Raw genomic sequence first — 23947 nt, 5'->3', positions numbered from 1 at the left:
CCACCCCACAGCGGTGATCGGTTCGCTCACCTGGGCTTTCGCGGAGCCTGTGGATAGAGGTCGGCTTGTGGACAACAGCATCCGCGTGGATTTTGGCCAGACGCGCGGAAATTGCGGGCGCATCTGGCCAATGTCTCCGCGGACAGGCGGACCTGCTAGCCGAACCGCGATTCCAGGGCGCGCCGGTCGACCTTTCCCGGGCCTCTGAGGGGGAGGGTGTCGACGAGGTGCAGTTCGCGGGGTGCGGCGGTGGGGTCGAGGGTGCGTTCGACGAAGGAGCGGAGTTCGGCGAGTGTCGGTGCGGTGCCGGGCTCGGCGACGACGACAGCGGTGACGCGGCGTCCCAGTCGCTCGTCGGGGAGGCCGATCACCGCGCATTCCCGGACGGCGGGGTGCGCGACGAGAGCCGCCTCGACCACTTGCGGGACGACGGTGAGACCGCCGGTGGAGATGGCTTCGTCGAGTCTGCCGGAGATGCCGAGGACGCCGTCGGTGACGGCGCCGGCGTCGTCGGTGCGGAACCAGCCGGGTTCGGCGAACGCGGGATGGTCGGGGAGTCCGCGGTAACCGGACGCGAGCATGGGCCCGCCGAGGAGGACGCGGCCGCCACCGTCGATCCGCACGCGGGCGCCGTCGAGGGGCACCCCGTCGTACACGCATCCACCGCACGTCTCGCTCATGCCATACGTACGGACGACGGTGATGCCGGCGTCGACGGCGCGCCGGAGAACCGGAGCGGGGGTGGCGGCTCCGCCGAGGAGGACGGCGTCGAGTGCGGCCAGCGACCCGACGGCGCCGGGGTGGTCGAGGGCCTTGACCAGCTGGGTCGGAACGAGCGAGGTGTAGCGGCGGGGGCCGCTCATCGACGCGACTGCGGCAGGCAGCGCACCGGGGTCGAAGCCGTCGGTCACGTCGATCACCACCGGCTCGGTGCCCGCGAGGACACTGCGCAGCAATACCTGCATGCCCGCGATGTGGTGGGCGGGAAGGGTCAGCAGCCAGGAGCCCGGACCGCCGAGCCGCGCGTGTGTCGCGTCACCGCTGGCGCGGAGGGCGGACGCGGACAGCATGGCCCCCTTCGGCACTCCCGTCGTCCCGGACGTCGCGACCACGAGGGCGACACCGTCGTCGATCGGCTCCCCGGGGCGCAGTGCGTCCGTCAGTCGGCGGGTCTCCCGCTCGTCCGAGGCGGGGACGGGGAGCGTGGCGGGGGCGGTTCCGTCGAGGATCGCCGACAGCTGCGGCAGGATGCCGAGAACCCCGACGCCCGACGGGACGGGCAGGACCTGCAGTTCGCTCACTGGGCGGGCCCGGCCAGCGGCCAGCCGCCGGCGGCGAGGTTGCTGCGCACCCGGTCGACGTCCGATTCCAGCGGCAACTCGTCGGTGACCTTGGTGATGAGCACCTGGATGTCGGTCTTCTCGATGGGAATGTCACCCTCCTCGACGAGCGCGTCGGCGACGGCGTCCACCTCGTCTTCCGACAGGCGGCGGGTGAGCAGCGCGAACAACGGAATGTAGTCCTGCTCGGGCACGCCGTTGGGGTAGCCGGCTCGCAGCCAGCCGATGATGGAGGAGAGAAACGGTGGAAGGCTCATGGCTAGCCTGCGTCGCGGGTTTCTTCCCCGTCGCCGGAGCCTTCGCCGCATTCGGCGTCGGTTCCGACCGGCCACCCTCCGGCCTCGAGGTTCTCCGTCACCCGGGCGACGTCCTCCTCGGAGGGTTCCTCGTGGGTGATCTCGCTGATGAGGCGGCGGATGTTGTCGTAGTCGACGTGGCGTTCGGGTGTCTCGTGGGCCGTCTCGATGGACAGTGCGACGACCTGTTCGATTTCCTCGTCGGTGAGACGGCGACGCAGCACGGCCAGCAACGCGAAATGGTCCTTCGCCGGGATTCCCTCGGGGTACCCGGCGCGTAGCCAGTCGAGCACGGAGCGAAGTGAATTCTTGGGCACGCGTTCGGCTTCTTTCGTCGATGGAACGGGACTCGTGGTCGCCGCTCAGAAGATGTGGATACCGAAGCTGCTGGCCAAAAAGCCCTGCATCAAGAGAAGTATCCCAGTGATGATCGCGATCAGCACCACGGCGAAGCAGGCCCAGGCGCCGATCCGGCCTGCGGCGGTCGGCTGCGAGACGCCCTCGCCGGTGTCCGTGCCGCCGAGCGAGCGCAGTCCGAGCGCGAAGATCGCGGGTAGGCCGGCACCGAACAGCAGACCGACGAGGATGACCTGCCAGAGCGAGTTGACGGTGGTGGTCAGCAGTGTCATGGCGAGCCCCTCAGCGGCTCGTGGCGGGACCGGCGGAGTCCGCGGTCTCGGCCACACCCGGCTCGGTGGGTTCGGCGGGAACGTCGGCACCGCCCGACTCCCACTCCGCGTTGACGTTGCCGGACGTCACCGGCTGCAGGCGGGAGCGCAGGTACATGAACCCGGCGAGCACGATCAGGGCGGCGAACACGACGAGAACACCGGGCAGGCCGCCGATCATGTGGGCGATGACCCAGCACACGGCTCCCACGATCGCCGCGGACGGCAGCGTGACGAGCCACGCGACGGCCATACGTCCGGCGATGCCCCAGCGGACCTCGGCGCCCTTGCGGCCGAGGCCGGTGCCGAGGATGGAGCCGGTCGCGACGTGCGTGGTGGACAGCGGCAGTCCGAGGTGGCTGGACGTCAGGATGATTGCGGCGGACGACGACTCCGCGGCCATGCCCTGGGGAGCGGCGATCTCGACGAGTCCCTTGCCGAGCGTGCGGATGATGCGCCAGCCGCCGAGGTAGGTGCCGAGCGCGATGGCGATGGCGCAACTGAGCTTCACCCAGAACGGCATCTCGTCGTCTGCTGACAGGCTTCCGTGCGCGACGAGTGCGAGGAAGATCACGCCCATCGTCTTCTGGGCGTCGTTGGTTCCGTGGGCAAGCGATACCAGGGATGCGGAACCGATCTGGCCGATGCGGAACCCGTGCTCCTTGGTGTCCTCCGGCACGCCGGAGGTGATCCGGTAGACCAGCTTGGTGCCCGCGGTGGCGACCAGCGCTGCGACCACGGGGGCGAGGACGGCGGGAACGACGACCTTGCTGAGCACGCCGCCCCACTCGACACCGCTCATGCCGATGGACGCGATGGCCGCACCGATCAGTCCGCCGAACAGTGCGTGGGACGAGCTCGACGGCAGGCCCAGCAGCCACGTCGCCAGATTCCAGATGATCCCGCCGACCAGCCCGGCGAACACGATGAGCAGCAGATCCTCGCCGCCGACTTCTCCCAGGTTCACCACGCCCTTGGCGACGGTCGCCGCAACCTCCACGGACAGGAACGCGCCGACCAGATTCAACGATGCGGAGAGCGCGACAGCGGCCTTGGGTCGCAGAGCTCCCGTCGCGATCGAGGTGGCCATTGCATTGCCGGTGTCGTGAAAGCCGTTCGTGAAATCGAAAGCGAGGGCGGTGACGACCACCACCAGGAGAACTACGAGCTCTGCGGTCACACCCAGATTGTGCGGATTTCAACCGAGAATGTACAGCTGACGTCCGGTGTACAGGATCACTCCTGCGTATGGCCTTCCGTCAGTTCTCACCCTTCGGACGGGTGTCGCGGCGGATGGGGTGATCCTCTGGGATCTGCACCAGAACGATCGGGATTCCGTCGGGGTCCGCGATCCACATCTCGAACAGCCCCCACGGTTCCTGCCGGGCTTCGCGGTCGATCTTCACCCCGGCCAGAACCAGCTCGGTCTGCACCGCCGTGAGATCGCGAACCTGCAGCCACAGGGCGCCGTCGAAGGAGGACGACTCGCCGGTTCCCCCGTGCGCGGCAACCTCGATCAGGCCCTGACCGGCGAAGAACACCGTGCCGCCGGGGTATTCGCGGGCGGTCGCGAGTCCGAGGATGTCGCGGTAGAAGCTCAGCGTCGTCGTGTAGTCGCGGGGCCGCAGAATCGTCCTGCTGCTGAGGATCTCCACGCCTCACCCTCCTTCGCCGGGACGGGCTTCGTGCCCCGTCCGGCCGTGTGTCCGTCGATCTTCCTTCATCTCCGCCTCGAACAGGTGCCGCCGTCCGTCGGCGAGTTCGTGACGTGCGTCACGCTCGTGCTCGCGCAGCGGCGACCAGTAGTGATCGTCGAACTCCTCGACGATCTGGAACGTCCACCGGCCCTCGACGACGTTGCGTCCCACGAGTTCGGTCTCCACCCGGTCCGCGACGGCCGCGTGTCCCGCGGCGCGGAGCGCTTCGACGGCTTCGCCGAGCTGAAGATCGGCGTGTCCGATCAGCTGATGGAACGAGTAGAGGTGCCCGCGGGCACGCTCGACCGTTTCGAGGGCCTCCGACAACTTCCCGAGCGCGGCGACGGTGTCGTCGCTCACTCCGGGGGGACGGCGATGTTCCGGTGCGGGGAGCTCGCGGTCGATGCTCATGTGGGTCAGTGTGCCCGAATCGGAGACCCCGCGTGTCCTCTCCTGCCGAGGCGACGAATCGGCCCGCGTATTTCACCCTCCGTGGGTCTACTCGTGCGCGACCGCCCGATGTTGGACTGGATCGACAGCATCGGACGACGAGGGGACCGGGCCATGACATCGAGCGTGACAGGCAAGCCGATAGCGGGCGGCGAATCGTTACCGTTCCCGCCGACACCGTCGGGAAGCATCGCCGGCCGGACCATGCAGGAGTCGGTGTACAGCCCTCGTCCGAAGGAGCGGCGGCTTCCCGACGACGCCCCGAACATTCTGATCGTCCTCATCGACGACGCCGGGCCGGGCCTGCCGAGCGGCCTCGGCGGTGAGGTGAACACCCCGACGCTCGACGCGATGTTGCAGGACGGTCTCGGGTACAACCGATTCCATACGACCGCAATGTGTTCGCCGACCCGGGCGTCGCTGCTGACCGGACGCAACCACCATCGCGTCGGCAACGGGCAGATCGCCGAACTGGCCAACGACTGGGACGGCTACTCCGGCCGCATCCCGAGGTCGAGTGCGACGGGGCCCGAGGTGCTGCGCCACTACGGGTACAGCACTGCCGCTTTCGGGAAATGGCACAACACACCGGCCGAGGAGACCACTGCCGCGGGCCCGTTCGACAACTGGCCGACGGGTCTCGGGTTCGAGTACTTCTACGGCTTCCTCGCCGGCGAGGCGTCGCAGTACGAGCCGAACCTGGTGCGGAACACGACGGTGGTGCTGCCTCCGAAGACCCCGGAGCAGGGATACCACCTCAGTGAGGATCTCGCCGACGATGCCATCGGCTGGCTGCGCAGGCACAAGGCGTTCGACGCCGACAAACCGTTCTTCATGTACTGGGCCAGCGGCTGTCTGCACGGACCGCACCACATCATGAAGCCGTGGGCCGACAAGTACGCCGGGAAGTTCGACGACGGCTGGGATGCCTACCGGGAGCGGGTCTTCACGAGGGCGAAGGAGAAGGGCTGGATTCCCCCCGAAGCGGAGCTGACCGACCGGGACCCGACGATGGCCGCATGGGACGACATTCCCGAGGACGAGAAACCCTTCCAGCGCCGGCTGATGGAGGTCGCGGCCGGGTATGCCGAGCACTGCGACGTCCAGGTGGGCAGGTTGTTCGACGAGCTCGACCGTCTGGGCTACAGGGACGACACACTGGTCCTGTACATCTGGGGCGACAACGGCTCGTCGGGTGAGGGTCAGAACGGAACGATCAGTGAACTGTTGGCGCAGAACGGCATTCCCACCACAACGGCCCAGCACATCGCGGCCCTCGAGGAACTCGGTGGCCTCGACGTCCTGGGGTCGCCGAAGACCGACAACATGTATCACGCGGGCTGGGCGTGGGCGGGCAGCGCGCCGTACAAGGGGATGAAGCTGCTGGCGTCCCATCTCGGTGGCACCCGCAACCCGATGGTCGTGCGGTGGCCGGCGAAGGTGACACCGGACCCGACGCCTCGCACGCATTTCCTGCACTGCAACGACGTGGTACCGACGCTGTACGACATCGTCGGAATCACCCCGCCGCGGACGGTGAACGGTGTTCCGCAGGACCCGGTGGACGGCACCAGCTTCGCGCAGACGCTCGTCGAACGCGACGCCACCGGGGGAAAGCTCACCCAGTACTTCGAGATCATGGGCAGCCGGGCGATTTACCACGACGGTTGGATGGCGTCCGCGTTCGGGCCACGCGCACCCTGGGCGGCGGGTGTGCCGGGCGGCATCCGCGACTGGAGCCCGGACGACGACGTGTGGGAGCTCTACAACCTGGACGAGGACTGGACCCAGAACCGGGATCTCGCCGAGCAGTATCCGCAGAAGCTGGCGCAATTGCGGGAACTGTTCGCGATCGAGGCTGCGAAGAACAACGCGCTCCCCGTCGGCGGCGGGCTGTGGGTCATCGCGCTGCATCCCGAGCAGCGGATCACGACGCCGTACACGAGCTGGGAGTTCTCCGGCGACACGATCCGCATGCCCGAGTTCTGCGCTCCCGCGCTGGGGAACAAGAACAACCGGGTCACCCTCGACCTCTCCGCGCCGGACAATCCGAGCGGAGTGCTCTACGCGCTGGGGAGCAACGCCGGCGGACTCACGTGTTTCGTCGACGACGGCTACCTCTGTTACGAGTACAACCTGTTCATCCTGATGCGCACCAAGATTCGTTCGACGGTGCCGATCCCGCCGGGCACCCGCACGGTGCAGGTGGTCACGGAGTTCGTCGAGGCGCGGCCCGGTGGACCGCTGAACGTGAAGCTCTGTGTCGACGGCGATGTCGTCGGGGAGGGGCAGGTGCCGGTGAGCGTGCCGTTGCTGTTCACAGCCAACGACTGTCTCGACGTCGGCACCTGCCTCGGTTCCCCGGTGTCGCTGGACTACTACGACAAGGCGCCGTTCCCGTTCAACGGCACCATCGACCGGATGGCGGTCGAGTACACGTAGGCGCTCAGAAATACGGGATGCGGGTCGCGTCAGAAATACCAGGGGTAGGGCTTCCAGTCGGGTTCGCGCTTTTCGAGGAAGGAATCGCGGCCCTCGACGGCCTCGTCCGTCATGTACGCCATGCGGGTCGCCTCGCCGGCGAACAGTTGCTGACCGACGAGGCCGTCGTCCTGCAGGTTGAATGCGTATTTGAGCATGCGCTGGGCCTGCGGGGACTTGCCGTTGATCTTGGTGGCCCAGTCGATGGCCACGTCCTCGAGTTCGGCGTGGTCGACGACCTTGTTGACGGCGCCCATCTGGTGCATCTCCTCCGCGGTGTACGTCTCACCGAGGAAGAAGATCTCGCGGGCGAACTTCTGGCCGACCATCTTGGCGAGGTAGGCGCTGCCGTAGCCGCCGTCGAAGCTGCCGACGTCGGCGTCGGTCTGCTTGAAACGGGCGTGTTCGCGGCTGGCGAGGGTCAGGTCGCAGACCACGTGCAGGCTGTGACCGCCGCCTGCGGCCCAGCCGTTGACGAGGCAGATGACCACCTTCGGCATGAACCGGATCAGTCGCTGGACCTCGAGGATGTGGAGACGTCCGGCGCGGGCCTTGTCGACGGTGTCCGCGGTTTCGCCTTCCGCGTACTGGTATCCGCTGCGTCCGCGGATGCGCTGGTCGCCGCCGGAGCAGAACGCCCAGCCCTCGTCCTTGGGGCTCGGACCGTTGCCGGTGAGCAGCACGGCGCCCACGTCGGACGTCATCCGGGCGTGGTCGAGCGCCTTGTACAACTCGTCGACGGTGTGCGGGCGGAAGGCGTTGCGCACTTCGGGACGGTCGAACGCCACCCGGACGATTCCCTGGGTGACATGCCGGTGGTAGGTGATGTCGGTCAGGTTCTCGAAACCGGGAACCGGTCGCCAGTGCTGCGGGTTGAAAGTCACGGCTCCGAGGTTATCGGGTGCCGTTGGTGGGTGTCCGCGCGCGCACGAGTTTGCCCGGGTTTACCGTGCAGGTATGAGCGAACAGGCTGCCGACGTCACCCGTCTCGACGGCAAAGGCGACGACCAGTACGAGCACCACGGCGGGTTCCCCAAGTACGAGCCGGTGACACCCGGCCCGGACTGGCCGCGGTTCGTCGAGGGAATGCGCACGTTGCAGGACCTCGCGGTGTCGGTCGACGCCCCGGACGACGTGCTCACGCAGGCCGCGGACCAGGTGGAGAAGCTGGCCGAACTGCTCGGACCGTACGTCGTTCCCGAGGGGCGGTCGCCGGCGGGCCGCACGATCGAGTTGCCGGGCCGGGGGAGTCTCCTCATGCCGCCGTGGAATATCGAGAAGTTCGGGCCCGAGGGGGTGCGCAGCGCGGGCATGTTCCGGCGCTACCACCTCGGCGGCAACGGCGCCGCGCACGGCGGCACGCTGCCGCTGCTGTTCGACGACCTGATGGGCATGATCGTCCACGCGTACGGGCGGCCCATCAGCCGCACCGCCTACCTGCACGTGAACTACCGCGCGATCACACCGCTCGACACGCGTCTGACCGTCGAGGGCAGCGTCGACCGAGTGGAGGGTCGCAAGACGTTCATCACCGCACGGTTGATGCAGGACGACACGTTGCTCGCCGACTGCGAGGCCCTCATGCTCCAGTTGCTGCCCGGGCAGCCCTGACCTCGTGACGTCCCTGCCCTCCGTGGAGGAGGTCCTGGCCGACGCCGTCGTGGTGAGTCTGCCCATGCGCGTGCGGTTCCGCGGCATCACGACGCGAGAAGCGTTGCTGCTGCGGGGCCCCGCGGGGTGGGGCGAGTTCGCGCCGTTCCCCGAGTACGCGGACGACGAGGCGGCGCACTGGTTGCAGTCGGCGATCGAGGACGCCTGGCTGGGGCCGCCGCCCGCGGTGCGCACGCGGGTGCCGATCAACGCCACCGTCCCCGCCGTCGACGCCGCGCGGGTGCCCGCCCTGCTCGAGCGTTACCCCGGCGCGCGGACCGCGAAAGTGAAAGTGGCCGAACGTGGTCAGACCCTCGACGACGACGTCGCACGGGTGCGGGCGGTCCGCGCACTCGTTCCGAACGTGCGCGTCGACGCGAACGGGGGATGGTCGGTCGACGAGGCCGAGGCCGCGCTGCGGGCACTGACCGTCGACGGTCCGCTCGAATATGCCGAGCAGCCGTGCGCGACTGTGCCCGAATTGGTGGAGGTCCGCAGGCGGATGCCCGACGTGCGGGTGGCCGCCGACGAGAGCATCCGGCGCGCCGAGGATCCGCTGAAGGTCGTGCGGGCAGGCGGTGCCGACGTGGCCGTCGTGAAGGTCGCCCCGCTCGGGGGGATGCGGCGGCTGCTGTCGCTCGCGGACGAGTTGTCTTCGTACGGTGTGCCGGTGGTCGTGTCGAGCGCCTTGGACACCGCTGTCGGCATCGCCGCCGGTGTCGCCGCTGCCGCCGCCCTCCCCGAATTGCAGTTCGCGTGCGGTCTGGGTACCGGGGGACTCTTCGAGGCGGACGTGGCCCGCCCCCGCGAACCCGTCGACGGCGAACTCACCGTCGAAGCGGTGGTACCCGACGTCGAACGCGTCACGGCGCTCGCCGCGTCCGCGGAGCGTTCACGCTGGTGGATCGAGCGGGCACGCCGGTGCCATGGCCTGCTCGAACAACGCGGAGTCCGGTTTTTCGTATAGTGTCTGGCCGGACCTGATCGCTCAGTCAATACGGAGGCATTGAAAGTGGTTGCAGCTCTGAACGAAACCCTGCTCGACGAGTCGCGCGTTCCTGCGGTCATCGCAGACGTCCAGGCTCTCATCGACGCGGAGGTTTCGGACAAGTCGGGGGCTTCGGGACTGGCACTCAAGGGTGGATACGGCGCCGTCAAGAAGGTGGGACCGTCGATCGTGCCGGACGCCATCGAGGGCCTGCTGCCGGCATTCGTCACCAAGCTCGAGCCGTACTGGCAGGCCTTCACCGCCAGTGGTGAGGCTGGATTCTCCGAGTACTTGGTCGCGCGTGGCGACGAGGTCGCGGACTCGCTCCTCGGCGTGACCGACGAGCGCATCGCGGGCAGCGACCGCGGTGCTGTCAAGAAGGTGTACTCGTCGCTGCGTCCGTCGGCGAAGAAGAATGTGATCGAGGCACTTCCGCGTCTGGGCGCCCTCGTTCAGAAGCACGCCAACTGAGAAGCCGGGTGAGTGGCACGGCGCGCCCCGGGCGTGCCGTGCCACTCACCTGTGGTCAGTTGGCAGCGTGGCCGTGGCGCCAGTACCCGGTGAACGCGATATCGGACTTCGGGATGTGGCGCTCGTTCACGAGGTGGCGCCGCAACGCCGTCGTCAGCTCGCTCTCGCCGGCCACGAACGTGTAGGACGGCCCGGCCGGCAACTCCGCCTGTTTCACGGTGTTCAGCGCGAGCACTCCCGGACGGGCATCGGCGTCCTCGCGCACCAGCCAGTGCACGTTCACGCCGTCACCCACCGAAACCTCCTGAGCGTCGTCGGCATCGGGAATCTCGACGAACACTTCGGCCCGCAGGTCCCGCGGCGCCGACCGCAGGATCCCGACGATGGCGGGAAGCGCGCTCTCGTCACCGACGAGCAATTGCCACTCCGCATCCGGCGTCGGGTTGTAGATCAGCCCCTCGTCGAGGATTGCCACCTCGTCACCGGCCGCGGCCGAGTTCGCCCACGCCGACGCGGGACCGAGGTCGCCGTGCGAGGCGAAGTCGATGTCGATCTCGGTGGTGTCGCCGAACGTTCCCGTTCCCGCCACGCGGATCTCGCGGATCGTGTAGTTGCGCACGACCGGCCGGGTGTCCTTGGACATCAGCTTGTACTGCGCGTACCAGAGGTTGCTCGCGCTGGTCGGAAGCCGCAGCGTGCTCTGTCCCCGCTGGGGGATGAACATCCGGAACCACTGGTCGAACCCCATCGGGCTGACGGAGTCGAGTTCCTCGCCCGCGATGGTGACGCGGACGAAGTTCGGGCTGATCTGCTTGCCCGCGACGACGCGTGCGGACGCGATCCGGCGACTCCGAGGTTTGACGAACTTGCTGCGTTGAGCCATGGCGTTGGTTACTCCCCCGGTAGCGGTGCGATTTGTCAGGTAAGCCTAACCAATCGATCGGTCATGCGGGTCGATGCGGCCGGTCGAGCATCACGACCTTCGGCGGCAGACCCCACTCGTTGCGGCCGAGCCGGCTGAGCGGGGCGAGTTCCGCGAAGTCCGGAAGCCCGTCGTCGGCGAGCGCCTCGGGCCGCACCGCGACCGTGACGACGTCGCCCATCACCACGAACGAATCACCGACAGGTATCACCTGGTGCAGGGTGCACTCGATGGCGACCGGCGAACCCGCGACCCGCACGGGACGGACCCGCTCGCTGGGTTCGGTGTCGATGCCCAGCGCGGCGAACTCGTCGACCTCGCTGTCGAACGGGGCAGAGCTGGCGTTCACCGTCGAGATCAGCGGCTCCGTCGCCACGTTGATCACGAACTCTCCCGTCGCCTCGATATTGCGGAGGCTGTCCTTGCGGGTCACCGAGGTGAACTGCACCACCGGCGGGTGCGTGCTGGACACCGAGAAGAAGCTGTACGGGGCCAGGTTGGCCACCCCGTCCGCCGAGACGGTGGACACCCACGCGATCGGCCGGGGCACGATCGACGCGGTCAGCACCTGATACATGCGGTGTGGGGGAAGGTCGGCGGGATCGAAGACAGTGCGCATGCGTTCATGGTGTCAGCGCCCGCGATGTGGCCGTGAACTCACCCGGCGAGGTCGCCGGACGGACCTGCCGGAGTATCTGACACTCTTGATGTCGTGAACCCGTCCACTGCACAAGCCACCGCGGTCGTCGACGAACTGGTCCGCGGGGGAGTACGCGAGGTCGTGCTCTGCCCGGGTTCGCGCAACGCGCCGCTGGCGTTCGCCCTGCAGGCCGCCGACCTCGAGGGCCGGCTGCGTCTGCACATGCGCATCGACGAACGCACCGCGGGATTCCTCGCGCTCGGCCTGGCCGTGGCCGGCAAGCGCCCCGTCCCGATCGTCATGACGTCCGGCACCGCGGTCGCCAATCTCGGACCCGCGGTGCTCGAGGCGAACTACGCCCGGGTGCCGCTCGTGGTGCTCAGCGCCAACCGCCCGTACGAGATGCTCGGCACGGGCGCCAACCAGACCATCGAGCAACTCGGACTGTTCGGCAGCCAGGTGCGCGCAACCATCAGCCTGGGCCTGGCCGAGGACGATGCCGGGCAGAACAGCCAGTGGCGTTCGGCCGTGTGCCGGGTCCTCGCCGCAGCGCGCGGCACGAGGTCGGGCAACGCCGGTCCCGTGCACTTCGACATCCCGCTCCGCGAACCGCTCGTTCCCGACGTCCACGCGCAGGGACCGGTCCCGCAGGGACGACCGGGTGGGGCGGCGTGGACCACCACCCAGCACGCGACCCTCGACGTGCCGATGGACCTCGACCTCACCCCCGACACCATCGTGATCTCCGGGCACGGGTCCGCGCTGCGGCCGGAGCTCGCCGGACTTCCCACGGTCGCCGAGCCGACCGCGCCGCTGCACGGCATCCCGGTGCATCCGATGGCGTTGCCGCAGCTCAAACCGCGGCAGGCCGTCATCACCGGGCGCCCCACCCTCCACCGGTCCGTGTCGAAGGTCCTCGCCGATCCGTCGGTGGCCGTCTACGCGCTCACCACCGGCCCCCGCTGGCCCGATGTGTCCGGCAATGTGCTGGCCACCGGCACCCGCGCGGTCGTGTCCGGTGAACCCGACCGGGCCTGGATCAATCGGTGCCGCACGCTGTCCGAACACACCGACAAGGCGGTGCGCGCGCAGCTCGCCGCGCACCCGAAAGCGACGGGACTGCACGTGGCGGCCGCCGTCATGGACGCCCTGACCGACGGTGACCAGTTGCTGCTCGGGGCGTCCAACCCCGTGCGGGACGCCGCGCTCGTCAGCTATCCGGCGCCGAAGATCCGGGTGCTGTCCAACCGGGGTGTCGCCGGCATCGACGGCACCGTGTCCGCCGCCGTCGGGGCGGCCCTGGCCTACGAGGAGGGGCGGACGGTGGCCCTGCTCGGCGACCTCACGTTCCTGCACGACGCGTCCGGGCTGCTCATCGGTTCGGGCGAACCGCGGCCCCGGGACCTGACCATCGTGGTCGCCAACGACGACGGCGGCGGCATCTTCGAACTGCTCGAACAGGGCGATCCCCAGTACGCGGGGGTGTTCGAGCGTGTCTTCGGCACCCCGCACGGGATGGATCTCGCCGCACTCTGCGCTGCCTACCGGGTGGAGCATCACCTGGTGGGGCTGGGTGAGCTGTCGACGCGGCTGAGCGCGCCGGAGGCGCCCGGCGACCGCGGCATCCGGGTGCTCGAGGTGACCACCGAACGTTCCGGGCTGCGCGAACTGCACGCCGCGGTGCGGGCACAACTGTGAATACGCGGGTGTCGCGGCGCGTCCGGCGGGGGGTGCTGGTGACGGCGATCGGCATCTCGGTCCTCGCCGTGCTCCTCGTGCTGGCCGCCTGGCGCAACGACCACACCATCCAATCCGACCGGGGCGTGGCCACGGCGGAGGTGCTGTCGGCGGGATCGCTGCGGTCCGCGATCAGCTTCGTCACGCCCGACGGGGTGACGCACAACCCCGAACTGGGCGTGCTGTACCCGACCAAGCTCACGGTGGGGCAGCGGATCGACGTCGAGTACGCGCGCAGCGACCCCGACCTGGTGCGGGTGTCCGGACGCGACGCCAGCGTGGCCGTCGTCCCCGCCGGTTCGCTGATCGTCGTGACCTGGCTGATCGCGGGACCGGTGATCTGGTACCTGCGGCGGCGGGAGAGTTCGCCGGAGGCCCAGCCGGCAGTGTCATCCTGAGTTTCCCGGAACTTCGCGCGACGGTCACGTCGATCTCGCTGCTGTGACCACGAGCACTGCCACGCTGAGCGCGTGAGAGTAGCCATCGTCGCGGAATCGTTTCTTCCCAACATGAACGGTGTGACCAACTCGGTGCTGCGGGTCCTCGACCACCTCCAGCGCACCGGACACCAGGCGATGGTCGTCGCCCCGGACACGGTCGGATCGCTGACGTCCGCGCCGACCGAACACGACGGTGTGCCGGTCCACCGGGTGCCCGCGGTGATGGTGCCGAAGGTCAGTTCACTCCCGGTCGGTCTGCCGCAGCCCGGACTCACCGCCGCGCTGCGGGCGTTCGACCCCGACGTCGTGCATCTGGCGTCGCCGTTCCTCCTCGGGGCGGGCGGGCTCGGTGCGGCGCACCGGCTCGACGTCCCCACCGTCGCGGTGTACCAGACGGACGTGGCGGGTTTCGCCGAGAGCTACGGCCTCGGCATCACCAGCCGTGCGGCGTGGGCCTGGACGCGTCGCATCCACCGGGGCTGCACCCGCACCCTCGCGCCGTCCACGTCGGCGGTCGAGGCGCTCGCCGAGCAGAGGATTCCGAGGGTCCACCGCTGGGCCCGCGGCGTGGAGACCGCTCGGTTCGCGCCGTCCCGCCGCAGCACCGGTCTGCGGGACTCCTGGCTGGACGGCTCGGACCGGCTGGTCGTCGGATTCGTGGGCAGGCTCGCACCCGAGAAACACGTCGAGCGGCTGGCCGCACTCGCCGGCGACCAGCGGGTCCGGCTGGTGATCGTCGGCGACGGTCCGGAGCGGGCGCGCCTGCAGCGGTTGATGCCCGATGCGGTGTTCACCGGTCAGCTCGGCGGTGTGGAGCTGGCCGAGGCCTACGCGAGCCTGGACGTCTTCGTCCACCCGGGCGAGCACGAGACGTTCTGCCAGGCGGTGCAGGAGGCGCTGTCCAGCGGGGTGCCGGTGATCGGACCGGATGCCGGGGGGCCGCGCGATCTGGTCGCGCACTGCCGCAACGGCTACCTGCTTCCGGTCGACCGGTTCGGCGAACTGCTGCTGAGCGCCGTCGAGGCGCTGTGCGACCGCCGCATGCGGGCCCGCTTCGGGGAGGCCGCCCGGCAGTCGGTGCTGCACCGCACGTGGCCCGCGATCTGCGACGAGCTGCTGGGCCACTACGCGGCGGTCGTCGGCGGGGAGGGCTTTCGCGAGACGCGAGCGGCCTGACCACCGCATCGATACCGGTGGGGAATTCGAGAGGTCGTCTCGTGGTTGCCCGGAGTATGGCCAAGTACAAGACTGTCAATCCCGCGACCGGTGAAACCGTCCGGGAATTCACGACCTTGGACGATGCAGGAGTGGAGTCGGCGCTCTCCCGCGCCCACAACGGATATCTCGACTGGCGGACGACCCCCGCCGAGGAACGCGCCCGGGTCCTGAGCCGAACCGCCGATCTCTACGCGGAACGTGAAGACGAACTGGCGCGGATGATCGCCCTCGAGATGGGCAAACCCGTCCGCGAGGCCAAAGGCGAAGTCAAGCTCTCCTCGGCGATCTACCGCTACTACGCGGACAACGGCCCCGCACTGCTCGAGGCGGAACGGCTCGACGTGCCGGGCGCGGACGAGTCCGTGGTCTACCGCAGGCCGATCGGTGCGCTCGTCGGCGTGATGCCGTGGAACTACCCGTACTACCAGGTCGCCCGCTTCGCGGCGCCGAACCTCATGCTCGGCAACACGGTGCTGCTCAAGCACGCCCCGAACTGTCCGCAGTCGGCACTGCTGATGGAGGAGATCTTCCGGCAGGCCGGTCTCCCCGAGGATGCGTACATCAACGTGTTCGCCACCAACGAGCAGATCGCCGACATGATTGCGGATCCGCGTGTCCAGGGCGTCTCCCTCACCGGCAGTGAGCGGGCCGGGACCAGCGTCGCCGAGACGGCGGGCCGCAACCTCAAGAAGGTGGTGCTCGAGCTCGGCGGGTCCGACGTGTTCGTCTTGCTCGACACCAACGACATGGACGCCACGGTCAAGACCGCGACCCGTGCCCGCCTGTCCAACGCGGGCCAGGCCTGCAACTCGCCCAAGCGATTCATCGTGACCGAGCCGAACTACGACGAGTTCGTCTCGAAGCTCGCCGAGTCGTTCAAGGCCACCCCGACCGGCGATCCGCTCGACGCGAAGACCGTCCTCGGGCCGCTGTCCTCGCAGAGCGCCGCGGATTCGCTGATCGAGCAGATCGAGGACGCCGTCGCCAAGGGTGCGACGCTCCTCGCGGGCGGGAAGAAGATCGACGGCCCCGGCTCGTACGTCGAACCGACGCTGCTCGTCGACGTGACCCCCGAGATGCGGGCGTACAGCGAGGAACTGTTCGGACCGGTCGGCGTCGTCTACAAGGTCGCCACCGCCGACGAAGCCGTGGAACTCGCCAACTCCTCCTCTTACGGGCTCAGCGGTTCGGTGTGGAGCACCGACCTCGACGGGGCGCGGGAAGTCGCCGACCGGCTCGACGTCGGCATGGCCTTCGTCAACGAACACGGCACGACGCTTCCCGGGTTGCCGTTCGGTGGCGTCAAGCGCTCCGGCGTCGGCCGCGAACTCGGTCCGTGGGGGATGGACGAATTCGTCAACAAGAAGCTGGTGCGGGTCTCCAAGAAATAACCGCCTCGCCCCCGCGCCCGGCGCCGACATCGGCGCCGGGCGCGGTTGGTAGCGTTTCGGGCGTGGCAACTACACACGGTTCGCGGGCGTCGCTCGAAAAGGATCCGCACGAGGTCGCGTCGATGTTCGACGGCGTCGCGAAGCGCTACGACCTCACCAACACGATCCTGTCGTTCGGTCAGGACCGCAGCTGGCGCAAGGCGACGCGCTCGGCCCTGGCACTGAAGCCGGGGGAGCGCGTTCTCGACCTCGCGGCGGGGACCGGCGTCTCGACCGTCGAGCTCGGACGGTCGGGTGCGTGGTGTGTGGCCACCGACTTCTCCAAGGGAATGCTGCAGGCAGGCAGCGGGCGCCACGTCCCGATGGTCGCGGGTGACGCCATGCACCTGCCCTACGCCGACGCCGTGTTCGACGCCGCAACCATCTCCTTCGGGCTGCGCAACGTCTCCGACTTCGACGCCGGTCTCCGCGAGATCGCCCGCGTCACCAAGCCCGGCGGACGCCTCGTCGTGAGCGAGTTCTCGACCCCGGTGTTCGGGCCGTTCCGCACGGTCTACATGGAGTACCTGATGAGGGCGCTGCCGCGGGTCGCGCGCGCCGTCAGCAGCAACCCCGACGCCTACGTGTACCTCGCGGAATCGATCCGCGCCTGGCCGACCCAGCAAGAACTCGCGCTGCGCATCGAGGCGGCCGGATGGCGGAACGTGCAGTGGCGCAACCTCACCGGCGGTGTGGTGGCCCTGCACCGCGCCACCCGCTGAACCTCAGCCGAACAGCGGCCGCGAGTCGACCTTCGTCGACAGCAGACCGGACGCCCGCCACGCGCGGGCGGTGAGGTCGCTGTCCTCCTCGGTGACGAGGTTGCCCATGACCCGGACCGCGATGGTCATCAGCGCACGGGACCGCATCGCCACCGGACCGGAGGCGGGCAGAACCCGGGGGACGGTCAGCAGTCCGGCGAGTCGCCGCGCCACGGAGAACGCCCGGCCGTACCGCTCCCGGAGGATCGCGGGCCACAGCTCCGTCAGGTCGTCGGAGTCGAGGATCTCCGCGACCAGGCGCCCCCCTTCGAGCCCGTAGTCGATGCCCTCGCCGTTCAGCGGATTCACGCACGCCGCCGCGTCGCCGATGATCGCCCAGTTCCGGCCCGCGATGTGCGACACCGCACCGCCCATCGGCAGCAACGCCGACGCCACCGCGCGCAGCTCGCCGTCCCACTTCCACTCGTCGCGCCGCTGCGCCGTGTACAGGTCGAGCAGCGGTCGCAGCGCACCCGGGGCCGGACGTTTGGCGGTGGCGAGGGTGCCGACGCCGATGTTCACCTCTCCGGTGCCGAGGGGGAACACCCAGCCGTAGCCCGACTGCAGCGTCCCCGCACCGTCCCGCAGTTCGAGGTGCGAGGTGATCCACGGGTCGGCGCTGCGGTCGGTGGCGATGTACGCGCGGGCGGCAACACCGTATGCCGTGTCCCGGTGCCATTCACGGCCCAGCTGCTTGCCCAGCGTGGACCGGACGCCGTCCGCGACGATCAGCGTCCGGCAGCCGATGGTGTGGGCTCCGTCGGAGGTCTTCAGGGCCACCGCCGTCACCCGGTCGCCGTCCCGTTCGACTCCGATCGCCTTGGCGCCCTGCACCATGACGGCCCCCGCGTCGACGGCGGTCGCACGGATCCTGTCGTCCAGCTCGGTGCGGGCCACCGCGCTGCCGACGGCCGGGAACGACCGTCCCGGCCACTCGAGTTCGAGCTCCTGGCCGAACCCGCTGAGCCTCAGCCCGCGGTTGGTCCCCTTCGACCGCACCCAGTCGCCGAGACCCAGATGATCGAGCTCGGCGACGGCACGCGGAGTGAGTCCGTCGCCACACGTCTTGTCACGGGGAAACACCGCCGCGTCGGCGAGCACCACGTCACGTCCGGCGCGCGCCGCCCACGCGGCAGCCGAGGAACCGGCCGGACCAGCACCGATGACCAGGACATCGGTGACGGTGGGAAGCGGGGATCCCGCGGGCGACTGTTCTGCTGCGACCACACCTACATCCTGTCAGGCTTCGCTATGCGACCGCGGCGAGGCCGACGGGCAGCGGAACCGCTAGGTTCACTACCGTGGTAGCCGAGCCGCCACCGACGGCGCGGGAACCGAGCCGTCACTGACGACAGGAATGGGTACTGAGAACGTGAGCACCGAGGGCGCAGCACACACCGCTGCCGACGCTGTAGTGGGCACTACGGTCGCCGGGATCGATCTCGGCGACCCGCAGCTCGCTGCCACGGTCCGTGAAGGACTGAAGCAAGTCGAGGAACTGCTGGTCAGTGAGCTCTCCGACGGGGAGGACTTCCTCACGGAGGCGGCGTTGCATCTCGCGAAGGCGGGAGGCAAGCGTTTCCGCCCGCTGTTCACGGTGCTCACCGCCCAGCTCGGACCGAAGGCCTCCGACCCGTCGGTGGTCACGGCGGCCACCGTCGTCGAGCTGGTCCACCTCGCCACGCTGTACCACGACGACGTGATGGACGAAGCGTCGATGCGCCGCGGTGCACCCAGCGCGAACTCGCGGTGGGGCAACAGCGTTGCGATCCTCGCCGGCGACTATCTGTTCGCGCACGCGTCCCGTCTCGTCTCGACGCTGGGACCCGAGGCGGTGCGCATCATCGCCGAAACGTTCGCCGAACTCGTCACCGGCCAGATGCGCGAGACGATCGGGCTTCGCGGCGAGCAGGATCCGGTCGAGCACTACCTCAAGGTCGTGTGGGAGAAGACGGGCTCACTCATCGCGGCGTGCGGACGCTTCGGCGGCACCTTCTCCGGCGCGGACGCCGACCACGTGAAGCGGCTCGAACGCCTCGGCGACGCCGTGGGCACCGCTTTCCAGATCTCCGACGACATCATCGACATCTCCTCGGTGTCCGCGCAGTCCGGCAAGACACCCGGAACCGACCTGCGTGAGGGCGTCCACACGCTGCCCGTCCTGTACGCACTGCGCGACGAGGGACCCGACGCCGATCGCCTCCGGGTGCTCCTCGACGGCCCCGTCACCAACGACGACGACGTCGCGGAGGCGCTCGCGCTCCTCGAACGGTCGCCAGGCATGGCCGCCGCCAAGGCGAAGCTGGAGGAGTTCGCGGTCCAGGCGCGCGCGCAGCTCGCCGAACTGCCGCAGGGCCCCGCCAACGACGCCCTCGTGAAGCTCGTCGATTACACGATCGAGCGCGTCGGCTGAGCCGTATCGTCAGTACCTGAACTCGTCTTCACCCGATTCTCGTCGTCCGTGCGGGAACCGTCCCGCCACCGTGTTTCGTTGAATGATCAAGATCCCGAAACTCGGGTGACGTGATCGGGTGACAACGACAAGGAAGGCGTGACGTGCGCTACGCAAACGGGGCGAAGACTCTGGTTCTGTTGGTCGGCATGTCGGCGCTGATCGTGTTCATCGGCGCGTTGTTCCGCAACCCCACCATCCTGCTGCTGGCGATCGTGTTCGCGGTCGGAATGAACGCGTACGTGTACTTCAACAGCGACAAGATGGCGCTCAAGGCAATGCACGCCCAGCCGATCACCGAGGTGCAGGCGCCGGTCATCTACCGCATCGTCCGGGAACTGGCCACCACCGCGCACCAGCCGATGCCGCGGCTCTACATCAGCCCCACGTCCGCGCCCAACGCGTTCGCCACCGGGCGCAGTCCGCGCCACGCCGCGGTGTGCGTCACGAGCGGCATTCTGCAGATCCTCAACGAACGAGAGTTGCGGGCCGTGCTCGGACACGAGCTGTCGCACGTCTACAACCGCGACATCCTGATTTCCTCCGTCGCAGGCGCCATGGCCGCCGTCGTGTCGGGACTTGCGAACTTCGCCATGTTCGCCAACATGTTCGGCGGACGCGGCGGGGGACAGGGCGCCAACCCGATCGCGCTGCTGCTGGTGTCGCTGCTCGGACCCATCGCCGCGACCGTCGTCAAACTCGCGGTGTCGCGGTCCCGGGAGTACCAGGCCGACCAGTCGGGCGCAGAACTCACCGGAGACCCCCTGGCGCTGGCGTCCGCGCTGCGGAAGCTGGAGCAGGGCACCCAGGCTGCGCCGCTGCCGCCGGAGCCTCAGCTCGCCGCGCAGTCGCACCTGATGATCGCCAACCCCTTCCGCACCGGCGAGAAGATGAGCCGGATGTTCTCCACCCACCCGCCGATGGCCGACCGGATCGAGCGGCTCGAGCGGATGGCGGGGATGTAGGCGGCTTCGCCGCCCGTGCGTGGTCAACGAGTGCAGAGACTCGTCAACCGCGCACGGGCGCGGAGCGCCTCTACCGGTAGTTCACGAACTGCAGCGCGATCCCGAAGTCCTCGCCCTTGAGCAGGGAGATGACGGCCTGCAGGTCGTCGCGCTTCTTGCTGCTCACCCGCAGTTCGTCGCCCTGGATCTGCGCCTTGACGCCCTTGGGGCCCTCGTCGCGGATCTTCTTGGTGATCTTCTTGGCGTTCTCCGTGGTGATGCCCTGGACGAGGCTGCCCGACAGCTTGTAAATCTTTCCGGACTGCGCCGGCTCGCCCGCGTCGAACGCCTTCAGTGAGATGTCACGCCGGATCAGTTTCTCCTTGAACACGTCCAGGGCGGCGAGCAGTCGCTCCTCGGTGTCGGCCGTCAGGGTGATGGTTTCCTCGCCGGACCATTCGATCGATGCTCCCGTGTTCCGGAAGTCGAACCGGGTCGACAGCTCCTTGCCGGCCTGATGCAGGGCGTTGTCCACCTCTTGACGCTCCACCTTGCTCACCACATCGAAGGACGAATCAGCCACTTCACACTCCCGGTTTCGTCTAGTTCTCCCCGCCGCGACCCGGCCGGGGGCCCGCCGAATGCCGGCGAGCAGATTCGACGCTATCGGTTCGCAACCGCCCGTATCCACCCGGTTTGCAAAACGGGGGGCCGTTCGTTGTATTCTTCTTTCCGCAGCGGAGAGCGATTTCGAGCAGATTTCGCGCTCCTCGTGCAACCCCGGCAGATTGCCCGAGCGGCCAATGGGAGCGGACTGTAAATCCGTCGGCTTATGCCTACGTAGGTTCGAATCCTACATCTGCCACACACAGAACCCCGGTGAGCGACAGCTCACCGGGGTTCTGTCGTTCGTGGCCGGGACCGGTTGTCCGGCCGACACCCCGGTCTACGTGGGTTTCCGACCCGAACTGTCGGGTGCAGCGACATACGAAAGCCGCTGACCAGGCAATTTGGTTCTGGACGCGAACTCTGTGTAATCTCGTCAAGGCTTCAGCGCGCAGCGATGTGCGAGCGAAGCACGCCCCCTTAGCTCAGTCGGCAGAGCGTTTCCATGGTAAGGAAAAGGTCAACGGTTCGATTCCGTTAGGGGGCTCGCTGGATTGAAGTGGAGCGCCTAGTGCGCGACACTCGACACCGAGGCGGTGTAGCTCAGTTGGTAGAGCAAACGACTCATAATCGTTGCGTCGCCGGTTCAAGTCCGGTCACCGCTACACAATATGCATGATCCACCCTGATTGTTCGTAATCAGATTCACCCGAAAGAAGGCATCCCGTGGCCTCCTCGACTGACGTTCGGCCCAAGATCACTTTGGCCTGCGAGGTATGCAAGCACCGCAACTACATCACCAAGAAGAATCGGCGCAACGACCCCGATCGCCTGGAGCTCAAGAAGTTCTGCCCGAACTGCGGAACTCACCAGTCGCATCGCGAGTCCAAGTAACACGGTCCGGAACTAGGACTGCGTTCGCGAAGGGAGTCCTCTAGGCTGCCCTCACGCGCTGACGCCAAGGGTAGAAGAGGTTCTTTCGCGTGACTGACACTGTGACAGAGACAGAGGCATACGTGCCCGAGGCTGTTCCTGCTGATCCTGCCGCGCACGCACTGGCAATGGTCGGGCACCACTACCGCGTCGACGACTTCTACGAGGTCGGACGCGAGAAGGTGCGAGAGTACGCGCGTGCCGTGCAGGACTGGCACCCCGCTCACCACGACGAGGAAGCCGCGAAGGGCCTCGGCTACGACGGTCTCCTCGCTCCTCTGACGTTCATCTCGCTCGTCGGCATCATCGCCCAGGGACGTCTCTTCAAGGAGATCGTCACGGGCTACGACCCGAGCCAGATTCTCCAGACCGATCAGCGGCTCGAGTTCCACAAGCCGATCAAGGTCGGCGACCGCCTGGTCTGTGACGTGTACCTGGAGTCGTTCCGTCAGATGGGCGGCAGCGACATCATCGTCACCAAGAACATCGTCACCGATCAGTACGACGAACTGGTCCAGACCACGTGGACGACGCTCGTCGCGCGCACCGGTGGCGAGGTCGACGAGAACATCGCTCACGCAGTCAAGGACGTGATCATGCATGGCGCTTCGTAAGTTCGAGGACGTCTCGGTGGGTGAAGAACTCCCCGAGCGCATCGTGAAGCTCACGCGTGGCGACCTGGTCAACTACGCGGGCGTGTCCGGCGATCCCAACCCGATCCACTGGAGCGACGAGGTCGTCAAGCTTGCCGGTCTGGACAACGTGATCGCGCACGGAATGCTCACCATGGGTCTCGGCGGCGGCTTCGTCACGTCGTGGCTCGGCGATCCGGGTGCCGTCAAGGAATACAACGTTCGTTTCACGAGCTCGGTCTACGTCCGCGAGGACGAGGCCGCGCAGGTCGAGTACACCGGTAAGGTGAAGTCGCTCGACGAAGAAAGCAAGACAGCAGTAGTCGCGATCGTGGCGCGTTCCGAGGGAAAGAAGATCTTCGGTCGCGCCACCGCAACGGTCCGTCTGGCCTGACAGCCGGGTGGATTGGGTTTGTTCCGGGGCTTTGAAGTACACTGAGATTTCTGGGATTACTCAGCGCTGCGCGCTGCCCTACGGTGCTGTACGGCCGGCAAGGGTGGCGCGCGTGTCATGTAATCACAGAGAGGTCGGTCAAGAATTGGTCCGAGGCTAGTTTCGGACCAGGTCTCCCGACCAAAGGGGCGTAGCTCAACTGGCAGAGCAGCGGTCTCCAAAACCGCAGGTTGCAGGTTCAAGTCCTGTCGCCCCTGCCCCCGGATGCCAGCGACTGAGAGGAACGACGTGAGCGAGGAGCGCGCCAAGCGCGACGGCGACACTTCAGGGTCGACGCGCCCGGACGGTGCCGACGACACCGCGGCCGACGCCACCACCACGCGTTCCGCCACTCCCTCGGGAAAGCCCAGCGGTAAGCGCCAGGGCCGTCGTTCGCAGGCAGGTACCGAAGTCGCCGCGAGTTCCGTGAAGTCACCGGAACTCTCGAAGTCGGACACGACCACCAAGGTCAGGCCGGCAAAGAAGGATCGCGCCGACAAGCCGCGCAAGGAAAACATCTTCAAGCGCCTGCGCCGGTTCCTCCGCGAGGTCATCGCCGAGCTGCGCAAGGTCATCTGGCCCAATCGCAAGCAGATGATCACCTACACCAGCGTCGTCCTGGTCTTCGTGGTGTTCATGGTGACGTTCATCGGCGTGCTGGATCTGGTGGTCATCAAAGGCGTCACCTGGTTGTTCGGTTGACGGAATCCGCCCCGGTGGATCCGAAGTATGTGAGTGACGAGAGGAAGCGAGTGCCC

27 protein-coding genes and 4 tRNA genes are annotated in these 23947 nt (G+C 68.0%); 19 read left to right on the top strand and 12 right to left on the bottom strand.

Annotated features, from left to right (window positions below; genetic code table 11):
- Positions 1-155: 155 nt before the first annotated feature.
- From menE to RHA1_RS09765, 7 genes are all read right to left on the bottom strand, one after another.
- Entirely contained in the window at positions 156-1301 is a 1146-nt protein-coding gene (gene menE / locus RHA1_RS09795; protein ID WP_011594876.1) for an o-succinylbenzoate--CoA ligase, read from the bottom strand.
- Positions 1298-1597, bottom strand: a complete 300-nt coding sequence (locus tag RHA1_RS09790; protein ID WP_009474690.1) for a DUF3349 domain-containing protein — start codon at positions 1595-1597, stop codon at positions 1298-1300. Before RHA1_RS09790 ends, menE begins: the two co-directional genes overlap by 4 nt.
- Positions 1598-1599: 2 nt before the next feature.
- Complete coding sequence (locus RHA1_RS09785; protein ID WP_011594875.1) at positions 1600-1953, bottom strand: DUF3349 domain-containing protein; 354 nt, start codon at positions 1951-1953, stop codon at positions 1600-1602.
- Between the two features lie 45 nt (positions 1954-1998).
- Positions 1999-2265, bottom strand: a complete 267-nt coding sequence (locus RHA1_RS09780; RefSeq protein WP_009474688.1) for a hypothetical protein — start codon at positions 2263-2265, stop codon at positions 1999-2001.
- 10 nt (positions 2266-2275) lie between these two features.
- Entirely contained in the window at positions 2276-3484 is a 1209-nt protein-coding gene (locus RHA1_RS09775; protein WP_009474687.1) for an inorganic phosphate transporter, read from the bottom strand.
- A 79-nt stretch (positions 3485-3563) separates the two neighbouring features.
- Positions 3564-3959, bottom strand: a complete 396-nt coding sequence (locus RHA1_RS09770) for a VOC family protein (protein ID WP_009474686.1) — start codon at positions 3957-3959, stop codon at positions 3564-3566.
- Positions 3960-3962: 3 nt separating this feature from the next.
- On the bottom strand, positions 3963-4412 hold the full coding sequence (locus tag RHA1_RS09765; RefSeq protein WP_011594874.1) for a hypothetical protein: 450 nt from the start codon (positions 4410-4412) through the stop codon (positions 3963-3965).
- 153 nt (positions 4413-4565) lie between these two features.
- Between RHA1_RS09765 and RHA1_RS09760 the strand changes: the two genes are divergently transcribed.
- The gene (locus RHA1_RS09760) at positions 4566-6893 is read left to right on the top strand and encodes an arylsulfatase (protein ID WP_041812363.1); all 2328 of its coding nucleotides are present in this window, start codon (positions 4566-4568) and stop codon (positions 6891-6893) included.
- 29 nt (positions 6894-6922) lie between these two features.
- On the opposite strand, the gene RHA1_RS09755 is transcribed toward RHA1_RS09760, so the two are convergent.
- A complete protein-coding gene (locus tag RHA1_RS09755; protein WP_009474683.1) occupies positions 6923-7816 on the bottom strand; it encodes a 1,4-dihydroxy-2-naphthoyl-CoA synthase in 894 nt (297 codons plus the stop codon).
- 73 nt (positions 7817-7889) lie between these two features.
- On the opposite strand from RHA1_RS09755, the gene RHA1_RS09750 reads away from it, so the two are divergent.
- Genes RHA1_RS09750 through RHA1_RS09740 form a run of 3 tightly spaced genes read left to right on the top strand, consistent with a single transcriptional unit; the run spans position 7890 to position 10041 of the window.
- Positions 7890-8543 (top strand): PaaI family thioesterase, encoded by a 654-nt coding sequence (locus RHA1_RS09750; protein ID WP_009474682.1) that lies wholly within the window; start codon positions 7890-7892, stop codon positions 8541-8543.
- Between the two features lie 4 nt (positions 8544-8547).
- A complete protein-coding gene (locus RHA1_RS09745) occupies positions 8548-9549 on the top strand; it encodes an o-succinylbenzoate synthase (protein WP_011594872.1) in 1002 nt (333 codons plus the stop codon).
- Positions 9550-9594: 45 nt separating this feature from the next.
- Complete coding sequence (locus RHA1_RS09740; protein WP_009474680.1) at positions 9595-10041, top strand: DUF6918 family protein; 447 nt, start codon at positions 9595-9597, stop codon at positions 10039-10041.
- Between the two features lie 55 nt (positions 10042-10096).
- Here the strand turns inward: RHA1_RS09740 and RHA1_RS09735 are convergent, their stop codons facing one another.
- Together RHA1_RS09735 and RHA1_RS09730 are read right to left on the bottom strand one after the other, a co-directional pair.
- Entirely contained in the window at positions 10097-10924 is an 828-nt protein-coding gene (locus tag RHA1_RS09735) for a siderophore-interacting protein (RefSeq protein WP_011594871.1), read from the bottom strand.
- A 61-nt stretch (positions 10925-10985) separates the two neighbouring features.
- Positions 10986-11582 carry a flavin reductase family protein gene (locus RHA1_RS09730; RefSeq protein WP_011594870.1) on the bottom strand — a complete coding sequence of 199 codons (597 nt, stop codon included), beginning with the start codon at positions 11580-11582 and terminating at the stop codon, positions 10986-10988.
- Positions 11583-11675: 93 nt separating this feature from the next.
- On the opposite strand from RHA1_RS09730, the gene menD reads away from it, so the two are divergent.
- From menD to RHA1_RS09705, 5 genes are all read left to right on the top strand, one after another.
- Positions 11676-13301 (top strand): 2-succinyl-5-enolpyruvyl-6-hydroxy-3-cyclohexene-1-carboxylic-acid synthase, encoded by a 1626-nt coding sequence (menD, locus tag RHA1_RS09725; protein ID WP_009474677.1) that lies wholly within the window; start codon positions 11676-11678, stop codon positions 13299-13301.
- Positions 13298-13738 carry a DUF3592 domain-containing protein gene (locus tag RHA1_RS09720; protein WP_011594869.1) on the top strand — a complete coding sequence of 147 codons (441 nt, stop codon included), beginning with the start codon at positions 13298-13300 and terminating at the stop codon, positions 13736-13738. Before menD ends, RHA1_RS09720 begins: the two co-directional genes overlap by 4 nt.
- 72 nt (positions 13739-13810) lie before the next feature.
- Complete coding sequence (locus tag RHA1_RS09715) at positions 13811-14956, top strand: glycosyltransferase family 4 protein (protein WP_011594868.1); 1146 nt, start codon at positions 13811-13813, stop codon at positions 14954-14956.
- 56 nt (positions 14957-15012) lie between these two features.
- Positions 15013-16389, top strand: coding sequence for an NAD-dependent succinate-semialdehyde dehydrogenase (locus RHA1_RS09710; RefSeq protein ID WP_050787274.1), 1377 nt, complete (start codon positions 15013-15015; stop codon positions 16387-16389).
- Positions 16390-16451: 62 nt separating this feature from the next.
- Positions 16452-17150 (top strand): demethylmenaquinone methyltransferase, encoded by a 699-nt coding sequence (locus RHA1_RS09705; RefSeq protein WP_009474673.1) that lies wholly within the window; start codon positions 16452-16454, stop codon positions 17148-17150.
- Between the two features lie 3 nt (positions 17151-17153).
- Here the strand turns inward: RHA1_RS09705 and RHA1_RS09700 are convergent, their stop codons facing one another.
- Entirely contained in the window at positions 17154-18416 is a 1263-nt protein-coding gene (locus RHA1_RS09700; RefSeq protein ID WP_011594866.1) for a geranylgeranyl reductase family protein, read from the bottom strand.
- Positions 18417-18546: 130 nt separating this feature from the next.
- On the opposite strand from RHA1_RS09700, the gene RHA1_RS09695 reads away from it, so the two are divergent.
- Together RHA1_RS09695 and htpX are read left to right on the top strand one after the other, a co-directional pair.
- Positions 18547-19602, top strand: coding sequence for a polyprenyl synthetase family protein (locus RHA1_RS09695; protein WP_016882791.1), 1056 nt, complete (start codon positions 18547-18549; stop codon positions 19600-19602).
- Positions 19603-19745: 143 nt separating this feature from the next.
- Entirely contained in the window at positions 19746-20606 is an 861-nt protein-coding gene (gene htpX, locus RHA1_RS09690; RefSeq protein ID WP_005252087.1) for a zinc metalloprotease HtpX, read from the top strand.
- A 70-nt stretch (positions 20607-20676) separates the two neighbouring features.
- Here htpX and RHA1_RS09685 read toward each other — a convergent pair whose 3' ends face one another.
- Positions 20677-21168 (bottom strand): YajQ family cyclic di-GMP-binding protein, encoded by a 492-nt coding sequence (locus tag RHA1_RS09685; RefSeq protein WP_007298080.1) that lies wholly within the window; start codon positions 21166-21168, stop codon positions 20677-20679.
- Positions 21169-21367: 199 nt separating this feature from the next.
- Between RHA1_RS09685 and RHA1_RS09680 the strand changes: the two genes are divergently transcribed.
- From RHA1_RS09680 to secE, 8 genes are all read left to right on the top strand, one after another.
- Positions 21368-21450: transfer RNA gene (locus RHA1_RS09680), tRNA-Tyr, on the top strand.
- A gap of 215 nt (positions 21451-21665) precedes the next feature.
- A tRNA-Thr gene (locus tag RHA1_RS09675) sits at positions 21666-21738 on the top strand.
- Between the two features lie 45 nt (positions 21739-21783).
- A tRNA-Met gene (locus tag RHA1_RS09670) sits at positions 21784-21856 on the top strand.
- 61 nt (positions 21857-21917) lie between these two features.
- Positions 21918-22085 (top strand): 50S ribosomal protein L33, encoded by a 168-nt coding sequence (rpmG, locus tag RHA1_RS09665; protein WP_003941903.1) that lies wholly within the window; start codon positions 21918-21920, stop codon positions 22083-22085.
- A gap of 89 nt (positions 22086-22174) precedes the next feature.
- Positions 22175-22738, top strand: a complete 564-nt coding sequence (gene hadA, locus RHA1_RS09660; RefSeq protein WP_009474668.1) for a (3R)-hydroxyacyl-ACP dehydratase subunit HadA — start codon at positions 22175-22177, stop codon at positions 22736-22738.
- A complete protein-coding gene (hadB, locus tag RHA1_RS09655; RefSeq protein ID WP_005252091.1) occupies positions 22725-23150 on the top strand; it encodes a (3R)-hydroxyacyl-ACP dehydratase subunit HadB in 426 nt (141 codons plus the stop codon). Before hadA ends, hadB begins: the two co-directional genes overlap by 14 nt.
- Positions 23151-23334: 184 nt before the next feature.
- Positions 23335-23407 (top strand) — tRNA-Trp (locus RHA1_RS09650).
- 31 nt (positions 23408-23438) lie between these two features.
- Positions 23439-23891 (top strand): preprotein translocase subunit SecE, encoded by a 453-nt coding sequence (gene secE, locus RHA1_RS09645; protein WP_009474667.1) that lies wholly within the window; start codon positions 23439-23441, stop codon positions 23889-23891.
- Positions 23892-23947 lie beyond the last annotated feature (56 nt).

It is taken from the genome of Rhodococcus jostii RHA1 (assembly GCF_000014565.1).
GTDB lineage: Bacteria > Actinomycetota > Actinomycetes > Mycobacteriales > Mycobacteriaceae > Rhodococcus_F > Rhodococcus_F jostii_A.
The sequence above is the reverse complement of the archived record's forward strand: the minus strand, read 5'-3'. Positions and strand labels throughout refer to the sequence as shown.

Coding starts and splice junctions, on each gene's coding strand:
- RHA1_RS09790 (WP_009474690.1), bottom strand. CDS start 1,597: ATGAGCCTTCCACCGTTTCTCTCCTCCATCATCGGCTGGCTGCGAGCC.
- RHA1_RS09780 (WP_009474688.1), bottom strand. CDS start 2,265: ATGACACTGCTGACCACCACCGTCAACTCGCTCTGGCAGGTCATCCTC.
- RHA1_RS09765 (WP_011594874.1), bottom strand. CDS start 4,412: ATGAGCATCGACCGCGAGCTCCCCGCACCGGAACATCGCCGTCCCCCC.
- RHA1_RS09760 (WP_041812363.1), top strand. CDS start 4,566: ATGACATCGAGCGTGACAGGCAAGCCGATAGCGGGCGGCGAATCGTTA.
- RHA1_RS09750 (WP_009474682.1), top strand. CDS start 7,890: ATGAGCGAACAGGCTGCCGACGTCACCCGTCTCGACGGCAAAGGCGAC.
- RHA1_RS09735 (WP_011594871.1), bottom strand. CDS start 10,924: ATGGCTCAACGCAGCAAGTTCGTCAAACCTCGGAGTCGCCGGATCGCG.
- RHA1_RS09730 (WP_011594870.1), bottom strand. CDS start 11,582: ATGCGCACTGTCTTCGATCCCGCCGACCTTCCCCCACACCGCATGTAT.
- RHA1_RS09710 (WP_050787274.1), top strand. CDS start 15,013: ATGGCCAAGTACAAGACTGTCAATCCCGCGACCGGTGAAACCGTCCGG.
- RHA1_RS09695 (WP_016882791.1), top strand. CDS start 18,547: ATGGGTACTGAGAACGTGAGCACCGAGGGCGCAGCACACACCGCTGCC.
- hadB (WP_005252091.1), top strand. CDS start 22,725: ATGGCGCTTCGTAAGTTCGAGGACGTCTCGGTGGGTGAAGAACTCCCC.